The sequence below is a fragment of the Exiguobacterium sp. SH5S4 genome (assembly GCF_004337045.1).
Lineage (GTDB): Bacteria > Bacillota > Bacilli > Exiguobacteriales > Exiguobacteriaceae > Exiguobacterium > Exiguobacterium aurantiacum_A.
The window spans coordinates 1-25,880 of sequence record NZ_SJUQ01000035.1 but is presented as its reverse complement, the minus strand read 5'-3'; the positions used below and the strand labels follow the sequence as shown (position 1 = coordinate 25,880).

21 protein-coding genes are annotated in these 25,880 nt (G+C 52.8%); 18 read left to right on the top strand and 3 right to left on the bottom strand.

All coding sequences use genetic code 11. The features are described 5' to 3' along the window. The first annotated feature begins 161 nt into the window (after positions 1–161). The 15 genes from EVJ32_RS14635 (at position 162) to EVJ32_RS14565 (ending at position 17,073) form a co-directional block, all read left to right on the top strand. A complete protein-coding gene (locus EVJ32_RS14635; RefSeq protein WP_131458931.1) occupies positions 162–1,022 on the top strand; it encodes an NAD-dependent epimerase/dehydratase family protein in 861 nt (286 codons plus the stop codon). A gap of 85 nt (positions 1,023–1,107) precedes the next feature. Continuing rightward, complete coding sequence (locus EVJ32_RS14630; RefSeq protein ID WP_131458930.1) at positions 1,108–2,256, top strand: ROK family transcriptional regulator; 1,149 nt, start codon at positions 1,108–1,110, stop codon at positions 2,254–2,256. A 167-nt stretch (positions 2,257–2,423) separates the two neighbouring features. Continuing rightward, entirely contained in the window at positions 2,424–2,873 is a 450-nt protein-coding gene (locus EVJ32_RS14625; RefSeq protein WP_131458929.1) for a hypothetical protein, read from the top strand. Between the two features lie 20 nt (positions 2,874–2,893). Beyond that, entirely contained in the window at positions 2,894–4,195 is a 1,302-nt protein-coding gene (locus EVJ32_RS14620; RefSeq protein WP_201740696.1) for an ABC transporter substrate-binding protein, read from the top strand. A 67-nt stretch (positions 4,196–4,262) separates the two neighbouring features. Next, entirely contained in the window at positions 4,263–5,216 is a 954-nt protein-coding gene (locus EVJ32_RS14615) for a carbohydrate ABC transporter permease (RefSeq protein ID WP_131458927.1), read from the top strand. Positions 5,217–5,228: 12 nt separating this feature from the next. After that, entirely contained in the window at positions 5,229–6,014 is a 786-nt protein-coding gene (locus EVJ32_RS14610; RefSeq protein WP_016507830.1) for a carbohydrate ABC transporter permease, read from the top strand. Positions 6,015–6,032: 18 nt separating this feature from the next. After that, on the top strand, positions 6,033–8,021 hold the full coding sequence (locus tag EVJ32_RS14605; protein WP_131458926.1) for a beta-galactosidase: 1,989 nt from the start codon (positions 6,033–6,035) through the stop codon (positions 8,019–8,021). Beyond that, the gene (locus EVJ32_RS14600) at positions 8,018–10,084 is read left to right on the top strand and encodes an alpha-galactosidase (RefSeq protein WP_131458925.1); all 2,067 of its coding nucleotides are present in this window, start codon (positions 8,018–8,020) and stop codon (positions 10,082–10,084) included. The genes EVJ32_RS14605 and EVJ32_RS14600 overlap by 4 nt, the downstream gene beginning before the upstream one ends. A 22-nt stretch (positions 10,085–10,106) precedes the next feature. Beyond that, on the top strand, positions 10,107–11,291 hold the full coding sequence (locus EVJ32_RS14595; protein ID WP_131458924.1) for a galactokinase: 1,185 nt from the start codon (positions 10,107–10,109) through the stop codon (positions 11,289–11,291). Continuing rightward, entirely contained in the window at positions 11,288–12,295 is a 1,008-nt protein-coding gene (gene galE / locus EVJ32_RS14590; RefSeq protein ID WP_131458923.1) for a UDP-glucose 4-epimerase GalE, read from the top strand. The genes EVJ32_RS14595 and galE overlap by 4 nt, the downstream gene beginning before the upstream one ends. Next, positions 12,292–13,806 (top strand): UDP-glucose--hexose-1-phosphate uridylyltransferase, encoded by a 1,515-nt coding sequence (locus EVJ32_RS14585; protein ID WP_131458922.1) that lies wholly within the window; start codon positions 12,292–12,294, stop codon positions 13,804–13,806. Before galE ends, EVJ32_RS14585 begins: the two co-directional genes overlap by 4 nt. Positions 13,807–13,828: 22 nt before the next feature. Beyond that, entirely contained in the window at positions 13,829–14,791 is a 963-nt protein-coding gene (locus tag EVJ32_RS14580; RefSeq protein WP_131458921.1) for an aldose epimerase family protein, read from the top strand. A gap of 200 nt (positions 14,792–14,991) precedes the next feature. Continuing rightward, entirely contained in the window at positions 14,992–15,405 is a 414-nt protein-coding gene (locus tag EVJ32_RS14575) for a PLP-dependent aminotransferase family protein (protein WP_131458920.1), read from the top strand. Next, complete coding sequence (locus EVJ32_RS14570; protein WP_131458919.1) at positions 15,402–16,187, top strand: ImmA/IrrE family metallo-endopeptidase; 786 nt, start codon at positions 15,402–15,404, stop codon at positions 16,185–16,187. Before EVJ32_RS14575 ends, EVJ32_RS14570 begins: the two co-directional genes overlap by 4 nt. Further along, positions 16,180–17,073 (top strand): hypothetical protein, encoded by an 894-nt coding sequence (locus EVJ32_RS14565; RefSeq protein ID WP_131458918.1) that lies wholly within the window; start codon positions 16,180–16,182, stop codon positions 17,071–17,073. The genes EVJ32_RS14570 and EVJ32_RS14565 overlap by 8 nt, the downstream gene beginning before the upstream one ends. Positions 17,074–17,141: 68 nt before the next feature. On the opposite strand, the gene EVJ32_RS14560 is transcribed toward EVJ32_RS14565, so the two are convergent. The 3 genes from EVJ32_RS14560 to EVJ32_RS14550 are packed head-to-tail and all read right to left on the bottom strand — an operon-like array spanning position 17,142 to position 21,678. Then, the gene (locus EVJ32_RS14560; RefSeq protein ID WP_161568805.1) at positions 17,142–18,470 is read right to left on the bottom strand and encodes a PDDEXK-like family protein; all 1,329 of its coding nucleotides are present in this window, start codon (positions 18,468–18,470) and stop codon (positions 17,142–17,144) included. Positions 18,471–18,487: 17 nt separating this feature from the next. After that, complete coding sequence (locus EVJ32_RS14555) at positions 18,488–19,993, bottom strand: hypothetical protein (protein WP_131458916.1); 1,506 nt, start codon at positions 19,991–19,993, stop codon at positions 18,488–18,490. Beyond that, on the bottom strand, positions 19,990–21,678 hold the full coding sequence (locus EVJ32_RS14550; RefSeq protein WP_131458915.1) for a hypothetical protein: 1,689 nt from the start codon (positions 21,676–21,678) through the stop codon (positions 19,990–19,992). Before EVJ32_RS14550 ends, EVJ32_RS14555 begins: the two co-directional genes overlap by 4 nt. 114 nt (positions 21,679–21,792) lie before the next feature. Here EVJ32_RS14550 and EVJ32_RS14545 point away from each other — a divergent pair, with 114 nt between their 5' ends. From EVJ32_RS14545 to EVJ32_RS14535, 3 genes are all read left to right on the top strand, one after another. Continuing rightward, positions 21,793–22,974, top strand: a complete 1,182-nt coding sequence (locus EVJ32_RS14545) for a transglutaminase domain-containing protein (RefSeq protein WP_131458914.1) — start codon at positions 21,793–21,795, stop codon at positions 22,972–22,974. 311 nt (positions 22,975–23,285) lie between these two features. Next, the gene (locus EVJ32_RS14540; RefSeq protein WP_131458913.1) at positions 23,286–24,116 is read left to right on the top strand and encodes a hypothetical protein; all 831 of its coding nucleotides are present in this window, start codon (positions 23,286–23,288) and stop codon (positions 24,114–24,116) included. A 299-nt stretch (positions 24,117–24,415) separates the two neighbouring features. After that, positions 24,416–25,705, top strand: coding sequence for a hypothetical protein (locus EVJ32_RS14535; RefSeq protein ID WP_131458912.1), 1,290 nt, complete (start codon positions 24,416–24,418; stop codon positions 25,703–25,705). The last annotated feature ends 175 nt before the right edge of the window (positions 25,706–25,880 follow it).

The following is a 25,880-nucleotide window of genomic DNA, read 5'->3' as shown; positions in this document are numbered from 1 at the left end:
CTCACATACTAAACTTCACAGGTGACAGTTATCGTGTCACGCATGCGTTGTCGAAACACTAAAACCCAGCTGGCAAAGTTCTGTACTTTTCGTTGCATTATTGTGCACATTTGTATTGCAAAATACAAGGGACGAGTGAAACATACATCGGAGGCGATACCGTGAAGCGAGTGTTGATTACCGGGGTAACGGGTTTTGTCGGAAATTCATGCAAGCGTTGGATCGAGGAGCACTACAAGGAGCAGGTCCACGTCGATACGGTCGGGATGCGCGATGGCGCATGGAGACAACGTTCATTTGAAGGCTACGATGCAATCCTATACGTGGCCGGGATCGCACATGTGTCGATGGATAAAAGTATGGAAGACCTCTACTACAAGGTGAACACGGAGCTGACAGCGGAAGTCGCAGCCAAAGCGAAACAGTCTGGCGTCAAGCAGTTCATTTTCCTCAGCAGCATGATCGTCTACGGGGACGCGACGAATGCGAAATTGATCACGCGCGACACGGTGCCGAACCCGACCAATTTTTACGGCGATAGCAAACTCCAAGCCGAGAACAAGCTCGCGGAGTTGGCAGACGAGACGTTCGTGGTCGCGAACGTCCGGTCGCCGATGATTTATGGGAAGGGGTCGAAAGGCAATTACGTGAAACTGGCGGGCCTTGCTCAAAAAGTCCCGTTCTTCCCGAGCTATCAGAATAAACGCAGCATGATCCATATCGACAACTTGTCCGAGTTGTTAGCGCTTATCGTCTTGAACGGAGATAGCGGGACGTTCCATCCGCAGAACGCGGACTACGTGTGTACGTCCGACCTCGTCTCGATGATCGGGGCCGTCCACGGCAACCGCGTCCGGCGCTTAGGTCTGTTCAACGGCGTCATCGGAAAACTCGTCGACCGAAACGTCATGATGAACAAGCTGTTCGGGGATTTCGCGTACGCGAAAGAGCTGTCGGCATATCCACAGGACTATCACGTGCGCGATTTCTTTGACAGCGTCGTCGCGACCGAAAGGAAATGATTTGCCAGATTTTTTCAGTCAACCCATGACCGGTTTCCCTGACATGCTATACTAAGAAAAAAGCACAGAAATGGGTGGACTAGTTATGGGGAAGACGACACCACGGAACTCGAAATGGATGCGGACGTATAACCGCTCGCTCATCCTCCGGCTCATCCGGCTCCATCAGCCGGTGTCCCGGGTCGAGCTCGCCAAGGCGACGAATTTGACGAAGCCGACGATCTCGAACATCGTCAATGAATTAAAGGAAGAAGGGCTGGTCAACGAGCGTGAGCTCGGCGTCTCGAGCGGGGGACGGCGGCCGATCATGCTCGAGCTCGCGGCGAGCGACCGCTTCGTCATCGGCATCGACGCGACGCAACGAAAACTGCACGGCGTCGTGACGAACATTCACGGAGAATTACTTGACGAGGCGTGGCACGACGAACGGTTCGATACGAACGAGGAGTTCATCGACGCTATCGTGACGCTATACATACAACTTGCCGGCAAGACTTCCGGGGACGTGATCGGACTTGGGGTGTCCGTCCACGGGATGGTCGAGGCCGGAGCGGGCGTCGTCTTGTTCGCGCCGCGCTTCCACTTGCACGACATCCCGCTGAAGCGGGAGCTCGAGGCGCGCCTGAAACAGAACGTCTTCGTCGAGAACGACGTCCGGACGCTCGCGCTCGGGGAGCTCTACTTCGGTGAGGCGATCGGCATCGACGAGTTCTTCTACGTCTACGCCGGCTATGGCATCGGCGGCGCCTACGTCCATGGCGGCGAGCTGATCGACGGCGAACACCATATCGCCGGTGAGATCGGCCATATGCGCATCATGCTCGACGGGCCGATCTGCTCGTGCGGCAACCGCGGCTGCTTGGAGGCCGTCGCCGGCGAACGGGCCATCTTGAACGAGGTGCGAGAGCTCTATGACTTGACGCTCGACGGCATGCGCGACGCGGTCGGGACGAACCCGGACGTCCAAAAGCTGTACGAGCGGGCCGGGGAATACGTCGGCATCGCGACGCTCAATATGATCCATCTATTGAACCCGAGCCGGATCTTGCTCGGGGGGCCGCTGTTCAACTACGCGCCACAAGTCGTCACGAACATCCAGGAACGCGTCGCCCAGACGGCGTTGACGATGGACGCGCGTCAGACCGACATCCGCGTCGTCCCGTGGAACGCCAACCACGGCGCGCTCGGTGCGGCCGCACTCATCACGAACCAGCTGTTCGGCGAAATCCAATGACTCAATCGCTCTCGCGCGAGGGCGATTTTTTTGTGTCAAAAAATAATTTAAATGAAACCGTTTACAAATCTAAAATCCATATGGTATAGTCTGTTTGTAGTTAGATAATAAATTTAATTTACTAAGTAAGGGGTGACACTCTCAAACGGGAAAGTGGAGGGGTAGACATGGACATAGAGACACCATTGCTGAAAGACAAGTTTCACGATATATTCGGTCGCTACGGGGCGACGCGGCTGTTCACAAGGGACGGTTCGACGTTCAACGAAATGGAAGCGTTCACAAAAGCGGACGGCGTCGTCGTCACCCGCTCACGGCGGGACGGCATCTTCCGGCTATATGACGAGGAGGCACGCGACATCCGCTTGTTCCGCGTCTCGGACTTGAACCAGGCCGAGCGGGCGAACAGCTTCGACGAACTGTTCGAGATGCTGCTCTGGCGCTTGAAGCAACAGGACGCGCTACCGTTCGGGGCGGACCTGTACGTCGTCGGCTCGTACATAGACGACCATTGGCAGTTTGATTTGGAACTGATCGCGTACACGCTCACCCGGCTCGGGGATCAACCGATGCCAGACCACTTGATTCGGGAGCTTTGCCTCAAGTTGGTCGCATAACATTCAAAGGAGAATTGGACATGAAAAAATCGACAATCGCACTCGCATCATCGGTACTCGTCTTGTCATCATTGCTCGCAGCTTGCGGCGGGAAAGAAGAGGCGGCCGCGACGACAGAAAACGGCAAGCCGGTCATCAACTGGTGGGGCTGGGCGCCGCAACCGGAAGTCGGCGAGGCACTCGCCAAATCGTTCAACGAGTCGCAAGACGACTACGTCGTCAAGTTCAAGCGTCTCGAGGACTATGAGCAGCAGCTCCAAGTCGCCATGCTCGGCGGCGACGGCCCGGACGTCATCGGCCTCAAGGAACCGATGATCCCGCAATACAAGGACCGTCTCGTCCCGGCGAAAGACTACATGGACAAAGCGGCCGGCGCGGGCTGGCAAGACAAGTTGATCGAGCTCGGCGTCGAACAGACGACGGTCGACGGCGAACAGATGGCGGTGCCGGTCGGCTTCACGGGCCAGGCCTACCTCATGTACAACAAGACGTTGCTCGACAAATACGGCGTGACGCCACCGAAGACGTATGACGAGACGGTCAAAGCGATCGAGACGATCAACGCCTCGGGCGACGCGGTCATCCCGATGCAGCTCGGCGCGAAAGACGCCTGGGTCGGCACGGACGTGTTCAACGTCTTGAGCCACCAGGTCGCACCAGGCTACATCCAAAAAGTACTTGCAGGCGAAGCGAAATGGACGGACAAAGAGATGGTCGAGACGGCCGAACTTTGGCAGCAACTGTTCGAAGACAAAGTGTTCCAAGAAGGTGCTTTGGGTCTTGCGACATACATGGACGGCATGAACAACTTCTTCGACAAGAAAGCGGCGATGTGGGTCATCGGCTCATGGGAAGCCCACTCGATGACGACGGTCGAGAAGCGTGACAAGTGGAACAACTTCGAAGACGAGATCGGCTTCGTCCCGCTCCCGAACCTCGCGGGTGGCACTGAGCAACCGGTCATCGCCTCGATCGACATGGCGCTCGGCGTCAACAAAGAGTCAGAGCAGCAAGACGGCGCGGCCGCTTTCATCGCCTACATGACGCAAGGCGAGGGCCAAGCGCTCTACATGGAGAAGTTCGAGATGGCGCCAGCCGTCAAGGACATCGAAGTCGCGTACGAGGACAAGTTCACGTCTGACGTCGAGCGCGAATCGTACGAGATCTTGAACGAGACGGTGAAGAACGCCGTCGCGGGCCGCGGCATCCGTGACCCGAAAGTGTACGACTCGCTCGGCAAAGAACTCCAGAACATCGCGGGCGGACAAGATGCGAAAGAAGCACTCGCACGCATCCAAGCCATCGCCGACCAAGGTAAATAATCGACACGAGCGCCAGTGGCCAGCCTGACTGGTGCTCGATTTTTTTAGCGGAAAGTGAGGGAACACTATGCAACACGCAACCGACTTAACGGAACAGGAACCAAAGCTGTCCGCAGTGCCGCCGAAACGGCCGGACCCGGTGAAGAAGAAGGCGCAGCTGAAAAAGAACTTGATCGGCTGGGCGTTCGTCGCCCCGACCGTCCTGTTCGTCATCGCCTTCATCTATTACGGCATCTTCTATAACGCGTATCACTCGGTGTTCTCGTGGGACGGCATCTCGTTCGAGAAGACGTACATCGGGCTCGAGAACTTCGGCCGCATGTTCAGCGACCCTGAATTTTATAACGCGCTCAAGAACACGGGCATCTTCACCGTCCTGACCGTGACGATCCAAGCCGGGCTCGGGCTCGTCTTGGCGTACTTGCTCCACACGAAAGGAGTCGGCCGGACGTTCTTCAAATCGGTGTTCTTCTTCCCGGTCGTCTTGAGCCCGGTCGTCCTCGGTGCCGCGTTCTCACAGATCTTCGACTTCCAGTTCGGCTACATCAACGAATTCTTACGCATGGTCGGTTTAGGCGCGTTCGAGCAGAACTGGCTCGGTGACCAAGACGTCGCGCTCTACTCGATCATCTTGATCAACATCTTCCAATGGACGGGCTCGTCGATGATCATGTACTACATGGCGATGCTCGCGATCGAACGAGAAGTGTTCGAGGCGGCCAACATCGATGGCGCCGGCTTCTGGCGCACGCTGTGGAGCGTCGTGTTCCCGAATCTTAAAGGGACGACGTTCACGCTGACGATCCTCGGGGTCATCGGTGGACTGAAGACGTTCGACATCGTCTGGATCTCGACGCAAGGCGGACCGGGCAACTCGACCGAGGTCATCTCGACGTACTTGTTCCGCAAGTCGATGCTGCACCAAGAGGTCGGTTACGCCAGTGCCGTCGCCATCATCTTATTGATCATCGCGCTCGGCATCACGTACTTCCAGACGCGTGTGCAGAAGAAAATGGACTGAGGAGGGGTACCCATGGAAATTCAAACGAAAAAAGGAAGATGGCTCACCAATGTCGGCCTGTCGCTCATGGCGGTCATATGGTTGTTCCCGATCTTCGTCATGTTCAAAGAGAGTTTACGGGTCAACGGCTTCAGTAACTATATCGCGACGTTACAGAACCCGAACTTTCCCCAGTTCGTCTTCAACAGCTTCATCGTCGCCTTCTTCATGATCATCATCTCGATCTCGTTTCTCGCCTTCGCGGCGTTCGGCTTCTCGAAGCTCGAGTTCGCCGGGAAACGGTTGTTGTTCAACCTCGTCTTGGCCGGGCTCATGCTGCCGGTCGCCTCGCTCATCGTCCCGCTCTTCTTCACGCTGCGGACGCTCGACGGGCTGAACAGTTATTGGGGCTTGATCGGCGCTGAGGTGGCGTTCTTCCTCCCGTTCGGACTCATGCTCATCAAGAGCTACTTCGACGAGCTGCCGAACGAATTGATGGAGGCGGCCCATATCGACGGGGCGTCGACGTTCCAAATCTTCTATAAGATCATGATGCCGCTCGCCAAACCGGCGCTCGCGACAGCGACGATCTACGCGTTCCTCAACTCGTGGAACGAGTACTTGATGGTGCTCACGTTCATGACGGACCCGGCCAAGCAGACAGTGACGCTCGCGCCGACGTTCTTCACGGAAGCGCTCGGCGGGGACCCGGGTAAACTATACGCCTCGCTCGTCTTGATCAGCTTGCCGACGATGGTGTTCTATATCTTCTTCCAACGCTTCTTACAAAAAGGAATGACTTCGGGAGCGGTCAAATAATCGATTGAGGTGACTAACATGTATGTAGGAGTAGACTATTACCCAGAACAGACGGACCGTGCCCTGTGGGACACGGACGTCCGCTTGATGAAAGAGTTAGGTGTCAACGTGATCCGGATGGCCGAGTTCGCGTGGACGATGATGGAGCCGGCCGACGGCGAGTTCGACTTCGCGTTTTGGGACGAGGTCGTCGCCAAGTTCGGCCAAGACTTCGACATCATCCTCGGCACGCCGACGGCGACACCGCCCGCCTGGCTGATCGAGAATTATCCGGACATCTTGCCGGTGACGGCCGACGGGGTCAAGATCAGTTTCGGGGCGAGACGCCACTACACGGTCAACAGCCCGGTGTACCGCGAGTACTGCGAGCGCATCACCCGCAAGATGGCCGAGCGCTACGGCAAGCATCCGCGCGTCATCGGCTGGCAGACCGACAACGAGTACGGCCACGAGAAATCGGACCGCTCGTACGGCGACGTCGACCAAGTCGCGTTCCAAGCATGGCTACAAGACCGCTACGAGACGCTCGACGCGTTGAATGCGGCCTGGGGGACCGTCTTCTGGAGCCATACATACTCGGCATGGAGCCAGATTCCGGTCCCTCGCACCGTGTTCCAAGAGCACAATCCGTCGCTCCTCGTCGACTTCGACCGCTTCTGCTCGGACGCGTACCGCTCGTTCAACAAGCTCCAAGTCGACACGCTCCGTCCGCTCATCCATGACGATGCGTTCATCACGCACAACCTCGTCTATAGCGACATGGCGATCAACCAGCAACAGATGGCCCAAGACCTCGACTACGTCTCGTTCGACAACTATCCGGTCTGGGGCGGGCTACCGGAGCCGAACCGGTTCGAGAAGACGGCGCACGACCACGACCTGTGCCGCTCGTCGAAACAAGGCAAAGGCTTCTGGGTGATGGAGCAGCTGAGTGGCGCCCAAGGCTGGAGCCGGATCGGCTACTTGCCACGACCGGGCCACATCCGTCTTTGGACGCATCAAGCCGTCGCCCGCGGCGCCGAGGCGATCGTCTACTTCCGTTTCCGGGCCGCGCACTTCGGTACCGAGGAGTTCTGCCACGGCATCATCGACCACGACGGCAAGCCGAAACGCAAGTTCGATGAAGTACAGGGCGTCATGAAAGAGCTCGCGACGCACGGCGACATGATCAACGCGGCCGAATATAAGGCCGACGTCGCCGTCTATTACGACCAAGAGAACTTATGGGCGTGGACGCATCAGCCCCATTCGGATGCGTTCAACTTCAAGCAAGAGTTCGTTCGCTTCTACGGCGCGGCCGTGCGCCAAGGCGTCAACACGGACATCGTCTTCCCGGGTGACGCGCTCGACAAGTATAAACTCGTCGTCGTGCCGCTTTATTTCCTCGGCAATGACACGTTCGACAAATCGCTCATCGACTACATCGAGAACGGTGGCCACGTCATCTTCACGTACCGGACCGGCGTCAAAGACCCGATCAACCGCTGTCACGCAGACACGCTCCCGGGCAAGTTCGCGACATACGCCGGCATCGAGATCGACGAGTATGAGAGCCTGCAGGCCGTCCAGTCGAACCAGGTTCGCCTAGGCGACTATGTGTCTGAGGCGAACATGTGGTGTGACTTGATCACGCCAAAAGGTGCCGACGTGCTCGCGACGTATGAGCAGGCGTTCTACAAAGGGACGGCCGCCGTCACGCGCCACACGTATAAAGGCGACGTGACGTACATCGGCTCATCGGTCGACGATACGATGCTCGATGTGATCTACAACGAGGCGCTCACGCGCGCTGGCATCGACGCAACGCTTCTTCCGGACGACGTCGAGAAAGTCGATCGTCACGGCGACGGTCACGTCATCCGCTTCTATATGAACCATTCGACGGACGTCACGTCGACGGTCGAGATCGGTGACGAGTGGCAAACGCTCGACGGGGACGCGGTCTCGGGGACACTCGAGCTCAAACCGCTCGACGTCATCCTATTGAAACGGGAGGTGGGGGCATGATTTATCGCTTCGACAACCGGTTTGTCATCGAAGGGAAGCAGATTGCCTACGTGTTCGACATCGACGCCCGGGGCCGGCTCGTCCATCAATACCTCGGCGATCGGCTCCTTGAAACGGATTACATTGAACTACCAGATCGTCGGGTGTTGCACTCGTCGTTCGAGACACCAGAAGGCGTCGCCGCGTACGAGTTCGTCTCGTTCGGCGACCTCGTCTACACCGAACCGACGCTCAAAAGCCATACGGCGACTGAACGGCTGCACGCCTTCACGTTCCAAGACGCACGGATCGGTCACGACACGCTCGAGCTCGACTTGGTCGACTCGATCCAACAGCTCAACGTCACGCTCCACTTCACCGTGTATCCGGCGTACGACATCATTGAACGGAAGATGACGGTTCAAGCCGGGACGGACGTCACGCTCGAGAGCGCGCAGTCGTTCAGCCTCGGGTTGACCGAGCGCAATCTGCGCCTCAGTCATTTTTCAGGGGCGTGGACCGGCGAGTTCCAATTACAACAAGGTGAGTTACTCCCAGGTAAGAAGACGATCGAGAGCCGCCGCGGACTGACGAGCCATCAAAGCAATCCGTGGTTCGCGCTCGACGATGCGGCGACGGAACAGCACGGTGAGGTCATCTACGGCTTCCTCGGCCATTCCGGCAACTGGGCCATCCATTTCGAGCGCGACCAGTTCGGCTTCACGCAAGTGACGGGCGGGCTCAACACGTTCGACTTCGCGAAACGGCTGGCTTCAGGTGACGTGTTCACGACACCAGCGGCCTATATCGGCTACACACAACTTGGTTTCGGGGCGATGAGCCGGAACGCGCACGACTTCGAGCGCGACGTCATCATGCCGGAACGGACGCGCGAGACGCTGCGTCCCGTGCTCTACAATTCATGGGAAGCGACGTATTTCGACGTCAGCGAGGACGGTCAGAAACGGCTCGTCGATGAGGCCGCTGCGATCGGTTGCGAGCTGTTCGTCGTCGACGACGGGTGGTTCGGCGAACGGAACTCGGACGCGGCCGGTCTCGGCGACTGGCACGTCAACAAGACGAAGTTCCCGAACGGGCTAGAGCCGCTCATCCGCTACGTCGAGGACAAAGGCCTCCAGTTCGGCCTCTGGGTCGAGCCGGAGATGGTCAACCCGGATTCAGATCTCTACCGGTCGCATCCCGACTGGATCTACCACACGAATGGACGCCCGTCGACGACGTCGCGCAACCAGTTCGTGTTGAACTTGGCGCTGCCGGAAGTCGAGGCGCACGTGACGCATCTGTTGGACGATCTGCTCGAGAACCATGCGATCCGCTACATCAAATGGGACATGAACCGCGCCTTCTCTGAACCGGACAGCCCGCATTTAGGTGACGCGAAAGAACTATGGCTCCGTCATACGGAAGCGGTCTACCGCATTCTCGACACGCTCCGGGACAGATACCCGGACGTCGCCTTCGAGTCTTGTGCCGGCGGCGGCGGCCGGATCGACCTCGGCGTGCTCTCGCGCGTCGAACAAGTCTGGACGAGCGACAACACCGACGCGCTCGACCGGCTCGAGATTCAGGAAGGATTCTCCCACGCCTATAACGCCAAGATGATGAGCTGTTGGGTGACGGACGCGCCGAACTGGCTGAACGCCCGCGCACTCCCACTCAATTACCGCTTCGTCAGCGCGATGCAAGGCACGCTCGGCATCGGCGGCAACTTGCTCGAATGGAGCACGGAAGACCTAGCCGCGTCGAAGCGTTGGATCGAGACGTACAAGTCGATCCGCCCGCTCGTGCAGCACGGGACGAGCTATCGTCTCGCTTCACTCAAGAAAGAAGGGTTCCACGCGATGGGCTATACGGACGGGGAGGACTATGTCGCCCTCGTCAACGCAGACCGCCGTCATTACGGCAACAACAAGTTGCGCCTCAAACTCGCCGGGCTCGACCCGGACCGCGTCTACTTATATGAAGGAAGACGTTTGAGCGGCCGCTACTTGATGCAACAAGGGATCACACTGACACAACAAATCGATTATGACGCTTACTGCCTGGTCATCCACCCGGCGTGAGCGATGGAAGGGATGGAGTCGTATGCTTGCATTTGATTTAGCACACCTGAACGAACAGTTCGAGACCGTGTTTTTGGCGGGGCCTGAGCGGATCTTCTTCGCGCCGGGCCGCATCAACTTGATCGGCGAACACACGGATTACAACGGAGGTCACGTCTTCCCATGTGCCATCACGTTCGGCACGTACGGGCTCGTCCGGAAGCGCGAGGACGGTATCATTCGCGTCTACTCGCTCAACTTCGAGGACGTCGGCGTCGTCACGTTCCCTGTGACGGACGGGACGTATGACGCGGGTCACGACTGGGCCAACTACGTCAAAGGGGTCGTCGCGCTCTTGCGACAAGACGGGCACGACGTCGGAGGATTCGACTTCTTCCTCGCCGGCAATATCCCGAACGGCGCCGGATTGTCGTCGTCGGCCTCACTCGAACTCGTGACGGCGCTCATGATCAATGACGTGTACGGCCTCGGGCTCGAGCGAATCGATCTCGTCCATCTCGGTCAACGTGTCGAGAACGACTTCATCGGCGTCAACTCAGGCATCATGGACCAGTTCGCGATCGGGATGGGCAAGGCCGACCACGCCATCCTGCTCGATTGCGATACGCTCCATCACGACTATGCGCCGATCAAGCTCGACGGTTACGACATTTTGATCATGAACACGAACAAGCGCCGCGAACTGGCCGACTCGAAATACAACGAGCGCCGGACCGAGTGCGACACGGCACTCGGCCTGCTAAAAGAGCGGTTCGACGTCGCTTCACTCGGCCAACTATCGGTCGAGACGTTTGAAACGGTCGCATCGGAACTCCCGGAGACGCTCCGGAAACGGGCCCGCCACGCCATCTCGGAGAACGAGCGGACGAAGCTCGCCTTCACCGCTCTTCAAGACGAAAAGCTCGACGTGTTCGGGCAACTTCTGAACGACTCGCACTCGTCGCTTCGTGACGATTACGAAGTGACCGGCGTCGAGCTCGACACGCTCGTCCAGGCGGCGCAAGATTGCGACGGCGTCATCGGAGCCCGCATGACCGGTGCCGGTTTCGGTGGCTGCGCCATCGCCATCGTCGACAAGACGTCGACGGAAGCCGTCATCCAGACCGTGTCGGCCGTATACGAAACAACAATCGGCTACGCACCGACATTTTATATCGCGTCCGTCGGGGACGGCGCGCGTGAACTCGTAGAGGAGGAAGTTAAATGAGTGTACTCGTCGTCGGCGGGGCCGGTTATATCGGCTCCCATGCAGTCCGCGCCTTGCTCGCACGCGGGGAAGATGTGGTCGTGATCGACAACCTTCAGACCGGGCATATCGAGTCGGTTCCGAAAAAAGTCCGCTTCTATGAAGGCGACATCCGTGACCGTGCGTTCATGGACGAGACGTTCGCGAACGAAGACGTCACGGAAGTGCTTCATTTCGCCGCCAACTCGCTCGTCGGCGAGTCGATGGAGGAACCGCTCGCGTATTACGACAACAACGTCTTCGGGACACAAGTGTTGCTCGAGACGATGCGCAAACACGGCGTCGCGCGGATCGTCTTCTCCTCGACGGCCGCGACATACGGCGATCAGGACGAGATGCCGATCCGGGAGACGGCTGAAACGAACCCGACGAACACGTACGGGGCGACGAAGCTCGCCATGGAGACGATGATGAAGTGGTGTGACCGTGCCTTTGGCATTCGTTTCGTCGCACTCCGCTACTTCAACGTCGCCGGGGCCGATCCGTCGGGTGAAATCGGCGAAGACCATACACCGGAGACACACCTGATCCCACTCGTCCTCGAAGTGGCGAACGGGCAACGTGAGGCGATCACCGTGTTCGGCGACGATTACAACACGCCGGACGGCACATGCATCCGCGACTACATCCACGTCCAAGACCTCGTCGACGCCCACGTGCGCGCACTCGACTACTTGAAACGAGGCGGAGACAGCGACGTGTTCAATCTCGGCACGGAGACGGGACTGTCGGTGCTCGAGATCATCGAGGCGGCCCGCCGCGTGACGGGACACCCGATTCCGATCAAGACGGGGACACGCCGTGCCGGAGACCCGGCGATGCTGATCGCGTCACCGGACAAGGCGAAACGCGTGCTCGGCTGGACACCAGAGCGCTCGACGGTCGATATGATTCTCACAGACGCCTGGAACTGGCACGAGTCACATCCGGAAGGCTACAAACACGTAGAGGGGGCGAGACGATGATCGATACAACGATTGAAGCGCTCGTCGAGGCGGCGATCCGCGAGGAACTGATCACGGAGCAAGACCGCATCTACTCGCGGAACCGTGTGCTCGCGCGATTGAACAAGCTCGACTTTGACAAGCCGACGTTCGTGCCGCGCGACTCGATCCCGAACTTGCTCGAGACGTTGACCGAATACGCGGTCGAGTCTGGGCTCGTCGAGAATTTATTAGAGGAGAAGGACCGGTTCATGGCCGAGGTCATGGACGTATTCGTCTCGAAACCGTCCGAGGTGACGCGCACGTTCAACGCGCTTCGGGCAGTTGACGTCGAGGCCGCGACGAGTTTCTTCTATAAGATGAGCCAGGCGTCGAACTATATTCAGACGAAACGGATCGCAAACAATATCACGTACAAGGCACCGACCCGCTACGGCACGCTCGACATCACGATCAACTTGTCGAAGCCGGAGAAAGACCCGCGCGAGATCGCACGGGCCCGGCTACAACCGGCGCCAGAGACGAACTATCCGACGGGGTTGCTCGCGATCGAGAACGAAGGTTACGGCGGACACTTGAAACATCCGGCCCGGGCCAACCACCGCATCATCCCGCTCACGCTCGGCGGGGAAGAGTGGTCGTTCCAATACTCGCCGTACTTGTACTACAACGAGCACTCGATTTTACTGTCGAACGAAGTGCGCGACATGGTCATCGACCGGTCGGCGTTCGAGCGTCTGCTCGACTTCGTCGGTCAGTTCCCGCATTACTTCGCTGGGTCGAACGCGGACCTGCCGATCGTCGGCGGCTCGATCTTGACGCACGACCATTACCAAGCCGGCCGCTACCGGTTTGCGATGGACGATGCCGACGTCGTTGCGACGTACCGCTCGGACCGTTACGACCAAGTCGACATCGAGACGCTCGAATGGCCACTCTCGGTCGTCCGGCTCCGTTCGACGCAGCGTGAGCAGCTCGCTATGTTGGCGAACCAACTGCTCGGCCACTGGCAAAACTACGAGGACGGTGACATCGTGCCGTACACGGGCGACGTCCGCCACAACACGGTGACGCCGATCGCCCGGCGCCGCGATGGCCGCTACGAGCTCGACCTCGTCCTCCGCAACAACCGGACGAGCGAGGCGCATCCGGACGGCATCTTCCATCCGCACGCCGACGTCCATCACATCAAGCGCGAGAACATCGGCTTGATCGAAGTGATGGGGCTCGCCGTGTTACCGGCCCGACTCAAGACCGAGCTCGAACAAGTCGTCCGTTTCATCGAAGGTGAGGACGTCGAGATCGCGGACATGCACAAGGCGTGGGCCGAGGAGTTGAAGACGAAGTCAGGTGACGCTCGGATGATCGTCGACCAGGCCGTCGTCGACAAGTTCGTCAAAGGATTAGAGGACGTGGGTGTGTTCAAACAGACGGTCGAGGGGCAGGAGCGCTTCGATGTGTTCATGGGCTCATTTTTGAGTCACGTCGATAAAGTGGAGTACGGCGCGTCGTCTTCGGGAATGAACAGGTAAACTAGTCGAAGTAGGTGAGCCAGTGAGAGAAGTAACGATTGAAAACAAGAACGGCATGCGGCTGTCGGCGATCGAGTATGGTTGTGCCATGACCGAACTGACGGCACCGGACCGTGACGGCAACATGGACTCTGTCATTTTGAAATATGGCGACTTGGATCAATACCTCGAGAACCCGGTCTATTTGGGCTCGGTCGTCGGCCGCATCGCCGGAAGAATCCGTAACGCCGAGATTGATGGCGTGGCCTTGACCCCAAGCGAGGACCCGCATCATATCCACGGCGGGACGGACGGCATCACGTCGCGGTATTGGGACATGGACGTCGACGGGCAGGCGATTCAATTCATATACTTAAGTCCGGACGGGGAAGAAGGCTACCCGGGGAACGTCCGCTTCAAAGTCATCTATGAGCTGACGGACGACAACGAGCTCGTCGTCACGATGACGGCTGATACGGATAAACTGACGTGGGTCAACTTGAACCATCACAACTATTTCAACCTCGGCGGCCGGCCGACGATCCACGATCATGTGCTGACGCTGCCGGCCGACCACGTCGCGCGGCTCGATGACGAGTCGTTGCCGACGGGAGAATTGTTGAAGGTGAATGAGACGCCGTTCGACTTCCGCGACGGGAAACGAGTTGGCGACGCGATCACGTCAGACGATGAAGCCATCGCGAAAGCCGGCGGGCTCGATCATCCGTTCATCTTGAAGGATGGGGTGGCGCGGTTGCACGACCCGATGAGCGGACGCGTGCTCGATGTCGAGACGAACCAGCCGGTCATGGTCGTCTATACGGCGAACTTCCTAAGTGAAGAGACACCGGTCACGCTCGACGGACGGCAGAAACACAGCGCCATCTGTTTAGAAGCCCAGGCGCTTCCAGACGCGCCGCACTATCCAGACATCGCCACATCGATCGAACTGAAACCGGGTGAGTTGTATCATTCGAGGACGGTGTATAAGTTTAGTGTTGAATAAGCGAAATGGACCTCACTGCGCAGCGATGCGAAGTGGGGTTTTTGAGTACATAAAAATATCAAAAGGGGGAAATGAACGAATTGATAAAAGGTATAAATATAGTATACTTAAACTATATAAAAAGACATAAAACTATAAAAAGCATTCAATATTTAAAAAATAGTATATATATAGTGGACTTTCGTTGAGGAGGGATTGAAATGAATCATCATAAACCGATGACCATTGAGGAAGTTGTTGCTGAAAATATTAAAGTCTACATCCAAGCAATTGATAAAACGAACAAGTGGGTATACGAACGGGCGGGGATGTCAAAACAGACGTTTTACAACTTGTTAGCGGGCAAAGGGGAAATCACGCGTAATGTTGAGAAATTAAATCGATTGTTCCGGATTCAGGACCCCATGTACTTCTATCGAACTGATTTTACCCCGCCATTATCTGTTGCAGAGATTGAAAAAACGATGAACTTACAGCAAATGGCCGCTGCAAACTACCATGTTGGATCAATTGGTTCGGAAGCAGAACAATTGAATCATACATTTAAAACGCTAGATGAAGTGATCGATTTACTGGACACGCTGCATACAGTCGCTGAGGTGAACCAATTGTGATTACAAAAGAGAACCTACTACAGGTCGTCGAATCAAATCGGCGGTTGTTACCTAGCGTCCTAAGTAAAGTCGAAGAAACGAGAGAAATCAGTTTGCTATTCCGCTATAAGCCTGTCGAGGTAATTAAGCACTACTTGATGCAGACAGCAAACGTGATTTTATTCCCGAGCTCATTTCCGAATTACGGAGGAATGGTGACTTATCGAAATCATCGCTTTTATATCCATATCAACACGGCACAACCTAGAGTTTACGAAAATTTTGTATGGGTGCATGAGTATTATCATTTCAAATATGAGCAATCAAAAATAAAAAACGCGGCGATTCAGACTTTTTTTGAAGACTCAGTATTAAATGAGCATGAACGCCAAGCCAATCTATTTGCGGCAGAACTTTTAGTCGATGGCAGGCTTCTTAGTGATTTGTTCCAACAAGTGACCCGAACACTGCGAGATCGTCCGTTAGTCGACCGAGTGCTTCATTTGATGCCTGTCTTTGAAGTGCCTTATAAAGTGATTGTTATTAAATTGCTTCAAGACGGTTTGCTTTCAGAAGACGATGCCCTAAATCTGATTGATCATGAATATCGAGAGCAGCTGCCAGATGATTTTGATCATTCAATCTTACAACCAACATTGGTCATCAAATTAGATGACTTGAATGAAATGCTGCGTGATCCTTCCGTTATTTCTGGACTTCGTGAAAGCGACTTGGCTAGCATCCGGAATCGCGCCTCAACTCTGCAAGATCGAATCCGTGAGGAGCGCGCTCAGTATGACTGAATTTTGGTCTTTTGAGGATTCGACATATGATGCGATTCGTAACTACGTGACCACAGACTGGAATTATGCACCGGATGAGACCATTTATATATTGGATAACATGTTGTTGTCCAAGTTGGCAAAAGTGGCGAGAGAACATCCAAGTGCGTTCATCGAAATGGCTGACTATTTTGTGGAGGAGCAGGCTGTATTTTTGATTCCTGACATTATATTTGAGGAAAGTGCGAAATCGAAACATACGGATTCTGAGCGCTATGCTTCGTGGTATTTAGACTTCTTCAAACGAATGAGTCAAGCTTGTAAAGTGATTCGAATCGATTTCCACACCACGTACCAGATTATGATAGATGGCGTTACGAATATAGAAACGGGTTTTTCCAAATTCAAACTAATTGCAAAAGAGACGGTACGAATGAACCCCGACTTGTCGGAACAGGTCAATGCGGCAACTAGCGTTGATGAAATCAAAGAAGCCTTTTATTCCGTCTCAAAGGACTGTGGTGAACGAGTTGTGCATCTGCTCGCCTGTGCGTTGTTACTAAACGGCGCACAGAGCGTAACTGTATTAAGTGATGAAGAAGCAGGGGTATTTATCGTTCGACAAATGTATGCCCGGAACGAACGCTTGTTACAACTCTTGTATATGCAAGATAAGTATGTATTTCTTAGCAGTTACCTCCTCTACTCATTCGATCGACTCCTCTACAACGTCTTGATTAAACGAAAACAGGAAGACGTGCTCGATTTTCTGAATACGGTGAGAGATTCGCGTGATCAAACCCGTTATGTGAGAATTATCTTTGGTGACGAAAGTGATCGAAGTCAGCTTGATAATAGTCAATTTACAGATATGATTTTTGATGACAAAGCTAAAATTACATTTTGAATGAGTCTGGCTTAAGACAAATGAAAGACCATCGTACCTGTCCTAGACAAGTCCGATGGTCTTTTGCGTTACGCTTTGACTGCATATAGCTCATCCAACACATCGGTCACTGTCGCGCTGAACGAACGGAACGCCGGGTCATCGATAAGTGAGGTCATCGCATCTTTGACGAAGGTGGCGTTCGTCCAGTCCGAGACTTCGGTCGTCTCGGTATAGATGCGGGTGAATTTTTTCCCTTCTTGCTTTCCAGACTTCCAAAACGAGATATGCTTCGCTTCGAGTGCTTCCAGAAGCGGCAGACGTTCGGCATAATCGATCGGTCCGACCTCGACGTAGAGCTTGAGACGCTTGCTGCCTTTTCGTTCGAGCCAGATGATCAATCCATAGTTGAGCCAGTACTTCTTCAAGCGATCCATCTGTTCCAAACTCGGTAACCAATCGTCCACGACAAAGTTGGGGACACGGGGATGGGCCGAATATGTCGTTATACCTTGTTCTTTCACAAACTCTAGGAACGCTTGACGAACGAGATCACTTCCCGTCTCAAAGATGTAGTCGATTGTCTGGCACTTTCGATTATAGATGAGGAGCAGGTGACGTTTCGTCTCAGCGTCGAACGTGGTGAGCGTCTTCACCGCTTGGCGGAGCTCGATTTGTTTTTGTTTCGCCGGATTGGCATTCGCGTACAATAAGTGAATCGCAGACGCATAGTCTTGATAGAGTTGCAGAGCCGTCTCCATCGTCTTCTCGTCATCGACGAGTCGTTCTTCGAGCAGAGTGACGTAGTACGATAAGAAATCGTGGATGTTGTCAGCAATTGTCGCCTTGTTCAATGTCAGCTCTTGCTTGATGATGTGGAGCACGTCTTCATACGTTAACACCCAGTACGCATCGTGCGACGGTGTATCACCCGACAGCGTTAAGAACACAGGGAGAACGTTCCATTCTGAATAGTGTTTCTTTACACTTGTTAAATAACGGGCCAGCTGACCTGCGGATTCAACTGAATGAACTTTGTTTTCGATGAGTAAGACGATGTTCAACGTCGGTATTTCAATGAGCAAATCGACCGCACCATTCCCATTCGTTGACCACTCGCGGTGGACGACGACGTCGGACAATGACGCATGAGCGAATGACAAGTAGGGAAATTCATCGATTTTATTCTCGTTATCGGCTCTCGTCACAAGATTCATGAGCACTTTGCGTAAGAAAAAGCTTCCAAGCCGATGATTTTCGTTTGGATCGAACAACCAAGCTAGGACGTTCGAATGACGAATCTCGTATTTGGCGACGCGGAGTACTTTAAACGGGTTGAACTCATTGAATTGTTGATCGAGTTTATTGAATTCGGGTGTGTTTTCAAGTTGCAGGATTGTATCAAGTGAGTAGGCCATGTTGGACTCCTTCATTATCAGTATGTATCGCTTATTTTTTTCCGTTCTTGTTCAAGGTGGGCATCGACTGCTTTCCAGTCATACACGTCTTTCCCGAGTACATGCTTGAGCTCTTGCATCGAGGCGAAGGCGAAGCGGCTCCAAGCGACGTAGTTTAGTCGTGTCGCAAACAGAATCGGCACGTTGCCACTTCGAATGTACGCATCCATCCCATCAGTCAGGCACAGGGCCCCGTGACCAACGAGCAGCATTTTTCGAAGTGTCGGTTTGTTGCCGATAGGGATTGACTCCAACCATCCGTTTTTGTGATAAAACAGACTCTTCAAACCCCAGAGCAGGCGGATGACGAGTTCGTTGAAGACGACCGGAACCGCCATCGCGACACCGTGACGAGCATCATACCCGCTCTCGAACACTTTTGTCGAGAAGTCGGCAAACGAGAGTGTCTTGCCTTTATGGGAAACCTGTCCGAAGTCAGCGAATTGGAACAGTTCGAAAAACGGGAGCGGGATACCGGCGCCACGACGACCATCGTCATGCCCTCGGACACCACTCGATCCTGACACGTCTGATAAAAGGTGGCCGAGCCAGTTAGCGAATCCGGCGAACAGTTTGGCCAACACGTTTCCACCTTGAAGCACCTGGGTCCCGTCTTCTTTTGGCTCGAGTCGAAGCAGTCGGCCGTCCGAGATGAAACTGGCCTTACCCGTGAATTGATCCAAAATCGAGAAGAACAAACCGATGATGTCCGGCGCGTGGGCGAGCGATTTCAAATGATGGTCCGACGGCCGCATGTTGAGCGTCGTTGTGCCCATCTTTAAATCACTCGCATAGCGAGCGTCGTAGTTCACTTTAAACCGACGCTCTAAAAAACCGATGGCGCTCGCAATCGAGTCCGGTTGTTTCCGGAGTTGGGCCCCGTTCTTTTTATCCTGCTTCCAGACGAGGTTTGCGAACTTGATGACGATGTTGTCGACTTTTTCGTCCGACCATGCGCGCAATTTACTGTCGGCCGGGGAACCGACGAAGAAGCTGTCGATCAAACCGGCGACAAGGCCACTGAAGGAGGCAATCATATAATCGTAGCGGTCACATTCCGCTTCCTTCAATAGAAACTCCTCTTTAAACGTTGTCGCCAAGTCGTGTCGCTGTCGTGCTGTCAAAAGATGGGCGAACGGGTCGTCGAGCCCGGTCACGTCATGTCGCGTCGCGTACATATCGAGTTCGGCCAAGTAGATATCCCAAGAGACGTCCGAGACTTGAATCGGCTCGAGGTCGTCAAACATCGGGACGGCTAACGGCGCAAGCGTTGTTGCCTCCGCTGGAAGAGACTGTCCGTTCATGAGCCGCATCATATCTTCAAACAAATCATCGAGGACAGCAGCCTGCGCATCTTGTGTATTTTCAAGTTGTGATAGATGCTTGTTTACTTCACCTAAGCGTTGCTCGGCCTGGGCGGCTTGATGCTGTTGGACGAGTAGCGCTTTCGCTTTATCGATCATGTCTTGTTCGGACCGGTTCATCTGTCACCGAAGACGTTCTTGACGAGACGCTTCGCTCCACCCGTCACTTCAGCGAGACCGCCGCCTGTCATCTCGAAGTAACCGATCGCTTGGAATGACTCATGCAATTGTTCTAGTTCTTCAAGCGTGAGCGTCTCTTTCAAGACGAGCTCCTCTTCGTTACTGAACGTCATGTCATCCAATTGGATTGGTTCAGGCGTGTAACACGTATAGACGTAATCGCGAATCTTTTGATATGTCGCTTTCGACGTCAACTCGTCTAAGCGAACCGCACTCAGTTTTGACGGTAGTTGTGTCATGATTTGTTCTTTCTGCGAATGGGTTTGCTTATCGGCGCTGAATTGAGCACTTTGGCTGAGCATTTGTAGCATATTGGATAACTGATTGATTTTCTCCGAATTTTCATTCCCCTGTTGGATGGCGACAACGAGACGACTGGAAATCTCATTGATGTCTTCGAGCAAATAGTTGAGCGTCTGCTGAGTGTTCCGAATGATGGCTTGAAGCATATATTCCCGTTGCTTGTTATTCTCGATATCTTTCATTCCAGTAATTTTCTTCAATCCCTGATACGTGCCGACCCCGATGACGACCAACACCCCGATTCCGGTAAACATGCTCGAAAAACCGAGTAGACCGCCCATGCCGAGTGAAGCGAGGCCAGACGTCAATCCGGCGGCGCTCAAGCCGACGACAGATCCTGATAAATAGATGGCCGTCAATGGGACTCCGACCGCGGCCGCTTTCGCCGCCAAGTCTTTCATCGACTTGGCAATCTCAGAGTCATTTTTCCGGAACGTCAAAATATCCTCATCGCTTTGGATAGCATTTGAGATAAGTTCGATTTCGTCTCTTGAAATCGACAGATCCTCTTTTAGTTGTTGGAGAAACGCATTCTCAAACCATGCTGAGAGTGGGCGTTTTAATTTGAACAGATAAAGTAAGTCTTTGAACAATGATTTCTCGACGATGGAGAAATCGAGCGTCGTCGACAGGGCACGTAATTCTTCAATCAAGTCGGTCGTCGAAGTGCGAAGCGACGGGTTGCTCAAGTAGCTTCGAAGCTGCAATCGATACTCGGAACTGAGGTGAATCCGAGTGACGAGTGACATGAGTTCACTGTACTCTTTCGCATCGATTTGCTGGTCGTCGACGAAGGTGAAGTTCGCCAAAATTTTTAAATATGTAAGCTTATACGTTTCCGGTAAGTCGGCGAGGGGGGTCACTTGCGAGACGTTGACGAGTTCGTCTTCTTTGTCTTTGAGCGCTGCGATGCCGTTTAATAACTCGACGACGCCTTCGACGTTATACGTCGCGAGCTTGTCGGTCATACTATAGTCGTATTGCTCGGTGTGCATGACGACATGAAGCTTCTCTTTCCGCTTGTCGTTTTTATATGTTACTTCTCGGTCCAAGTCGACACGTTGCAAATCTTTGTAGAGCACACAGATTGGCTTTTCAAGAAGCGGTTTGAAGTAGAAGCGGTCCCCTAAAAACAGCATGCCTTCTTTGCCGCTCTTAAAGAGCGTCGAATCGTACAAGACGACGACGTGTTCTGGAAGTGCATCTTGCGCATAAGTTTTAATGGCACCGTTCAATTTTTTGTCGGGTACGTTTGGGGCGATATGTGTTCCGTCACCGAGCACAGTTTGGGCGTACTCTTTCAAATATGTATTAATATTCATGTGGCAACACCTTCCATATATTGTTTATAAAGTTATTATATACTTATAGGGGTTTAAGAGTAGGGAAAATATTCTACTCGGTAGCATAAATGAACGAGAGGAGAAACGAGCGCCGTGAATGTCATCATGTATATGTTGATCGTGTTATTAAGTGGGGGTATTACGATTCTCTTATTTCGTCAAGGACGTGAAATGAGGATTGTTTATCGGGCATTAAAGCGTGAACTTCGTCCCATCCAGAACGAGTTGAAAAGGTATGAGCACAATCCCGCCAGACAGTTTGAACTACTCGATCCGGTGTACCGGAAAGTCGTGTTTCAAGTTCACCCTAAACTGAAGATGAAACGGACGCAGCTAGAACAGATGGTCAGCGATGAACTGAACAGATTGATTAAAAGCAAGCGGTCATCAATTTGGTCATCAATCGTCGTGACTGGACGTGGCGTGTTGACGATGACAATGCTCGGGGTCAGCTTCGTGAGCGGGCACATGGTGTATACGGAAGGTGACATGACGGAACTGTTCGGACCGAAACAAGTGGAGAGTCAATCCGCTACGATTTTAGGGGACACGTTTGAGCTACCGAATCAGATTGCTTCTCCCGAAGAGCTCGGCATGGCAATCGCCTACCATATGAGCCAATTCGATGAATCATTCAGCATCCGTTATATCGGTAAAAGTCGTGACTTCGAGCAGACGATGGATGAAGCGTGGGATTGGCTCGAAGCGAACCATATTTATGTCTTCCGCTTGTCACGCGGAGGCGAGACAGAGTATCGGGATCACGGCGGGTATGTCGATTTGGATATGCGATTAGCCTACGATATGAACATCGAGGAAGCTAAGCAAATCGAAGCAAAAGTCGATCAAGTCGTCGAGGAGATGCCTAGCGGCTTGAATGATTATGAGAAAGTGAAATATGTGAACGACTTTGTCGTCTTGAATACAGCTTATAACTTGGATAGCGTGGCGAGTCCGTTCACCCCGTACTCGATTCTATTCAACGGGGAAGGTGTCTGTGAAGGATATGCCTTGACGACGTTGCTTCTATTAGAAGCGGCGGGAGTAGAGGCGAGATACATCTCGGGCGAGGCTGGGACAGAGCTACACGCGTGGAACCTCGTCAAGCTGGACGGCTCCTGGTATCACTTGGATACGACATGGAACGATCCGGTCCCGAACCGTCCAGGGGAGGTCGGGTATGACTACTTCTTAGTGTCGGATGAGACGCTTCAGAAAGACCATAAGTGGGAGATGGGGGATTATCCGGTGACCGCAATGGTTGACTTCCAATAAAAAACGTACCTCACTCCATTCAATCGGAGCGAAGCACGTTTTCCTTATTTAGGTGTAACAGAAGAAGACATCGTCTCTTCAAACCGCGCCGATTTCACGGATATCCGAATTGATGTGCCTGTTCAAATAGACGTGATGTGAGATAAATCAATCTTAACGTGTAATCCCTTTACTCGTGTAGTGCATTGCTTCTTAAAATCATCTACCTAAAAAATAAAAATACCAACCTATATCATATTAAATCCTTATAATAGGATAAGGATAAAACGTTTGTAATTATATTCCTAATTAAAACATAGGGTGGCAGAAAAATGTTAAATCGACAGTTCCGAGATGATTCAATCGCAGAATATAAAAAATCTGAAATTGAATATGAAGCAGCGAAAATTAGTGTAATGGACGAGTCAGAAAAATTATTTGGAAAGCGAAAGTATTTAAAACTCATCATTGAAGGAAATTGGAATGCAATCCACAGATTAAAAAATCAACCGAGGGTCATGCAACTCGAAGTACAAAAAATTGAGCAAGGATTTAAAACATACGATACGTTTTTGATGGAAGTAGAGACTGCGATTGCAGCCAATCAAGAATTGCAAGATGCTTTAAAATCCGCGGTGAACGGTTTAAACAACGCAAACATTAGGACTACTGCGGCTGCCATTGCTACGACTTTCGGGATTGCCTCTCGTGGAACGATGAGTGGGAGTGTGGCTGCCGGTGCCTCTATAGCTTGGTTGGGGGGAAGTGTGTTCAGCAGTGGAAGTTTAGCCATAGGGAGTGGCCTTATCGGCTTAACTGGTCCCATTGGATGGGGGATTGTTTTCGCGACTGGTTTACTTCAAAATGGGAAAAATAAAAAGATGGGGCGAGAAGCACGAGAGAAGGCCACTGCATTGAAAAAGGAACGTGTGGCCCTAAAACAGAACGAAGCAGAGATTAAAGAATTAATCGATCTCACGAATCAACATTATGATGGTTTGCAACGCTTATTGAATGAAGTGAAACCTAAATTAAATACATACAGCTGGGACATGCAAAAGATTCAGCAAGATCAAGATTTGTTGGAACGACTGGCGGTGTGGATGAATTCTTTAGAAAGTGCAACTCAGTTGTTGAATAAGAAAGTAGGTAAAGCTAAATGAGCCAATTGTTCTCTGAATCCCTACACTCCAATTTTGAGATTGATTTGAATGAAACGTCCGGCTTAAAAGAATCCCATATCAAAATCTTATTAGAACAATATAAAGAGATTGCCATTACGAAAGTGATTCAAGAATTTGGGTTAAGCCCATTTATAGACGACTACAAACGAGGTGGCAATGTGACCACCTTGCATAATGCCAACGCGGGTGTGTTTTTAGATGATGACTTAAAAGAGCAGTTTTCTCGAGACTATTCAAAAAAAACGCGACAGGACATATACGAAAAAGATTTTAAAAAAATGCGAAAGCATGAATTTAAGCAAAACCAGACACTGGTAGATGACTACACGGGAAAAGAATTGCAAAAAGATGGGACCAGTCATCGCGACCATATTGTGTCAGCCTCAGAGATTCATCAAAACAACGAAGCCCGTCTATATATGTCAGATGATGAACGAGGTAAGATGGCGGTCGACGATCAGAACTTGGCATGGACGAACGGGAGTCTCAATCAGTCAAAAGGGGATAAGGATTTTAGAGTATGGCTCGACTCACCGAACCCTAAAGACCCGAGTCAGACGAATAGAGACCGTTACGGCGTGAACGAACAGGCGGCGATGACCAAATATATCGAGGCCAAAAAGCATGTCAAAAAGTCTGTCACTAAAGCGAAACACACATACTATGCAAAAAATCTGGCGAAAACCGGAGCGAGCCAAGGATTGAGGGTCGGAGCGAAACAAGCGATTGGACTGTTTCTCTACGAATTGCAACACATTTTATTTAAGGAGATAAAGGGCTTCTTCAAATCGTTTAAACAGTTCACGAATTGGGACGCACGGATTGAAGCGTTTAAACAAAGTTTAGAGCGTGTCTACGTTCATATGACTCAACAGATGAAGCGGTTTGCTACAGCATTTAAAGATGGCTTCATCGGTGGATTTATGGGGAATCTTTTGACGGTGTTTATCAATACGTTCATGACGACCACGAAAAATTTGGCGCGCCTGATTAATGACAGCGTCACTGGACTTTGGAGTGCGTTCAAGCTATTATGTCGACCACCAGAAGGTATGACGTCGCAGACGGCCATCAAAGAAGCAACGAAACTCATAGTCGCAGCATTGGCAACAACAGTCGGTGTATTATTGACGGAATCATTCGTTACGTATCTACAGACGACGCCGTTCGCAATGTTTGCTCAAATGATTGGTGGATTGATTGGCGGAATCCTGACCGGTATCGTCGTGGCCACGTTGATGTATGCGATTGACGAATTGGTCGCTTCGCTCCATAAATTGAATGAGTTGATGGATACGTTCAAAGAAGGCTTATATACGAATACGGAACACGTGCGAGCCACATATGAGGCTGCTATCTCGATGATGAATGTGGAGTATCAGGCGGTGCTTCAAACTATCTTCCGACAATATGAGGAGTACCGACAGCTTTCGGCAATCGCCTTTGATGAAAACGAGCGAGTGAGCGTGCGTCTCGATGCGAGTGTCGAGTTGGCAGACTTACTCGACGTGCCGACGGATAATGTCATGCGCAACGCGGATGATGTAAGAAACTTTTTACGAAACTAACCTATTATTCATTTGTAGTAATAAAAAAAGGTGTCTCTCGTTTTAACTTGAACTGAGCCCCGTAAAATGGACAGTTTAATAAAAAGCCCGTATGTCCTATGCGGCGATTAGATGGCCCCGATATTGTTCCGGGGTCATCTTTTTTAGGTTCCACTGACCGCGTTCGCAGTTGTAA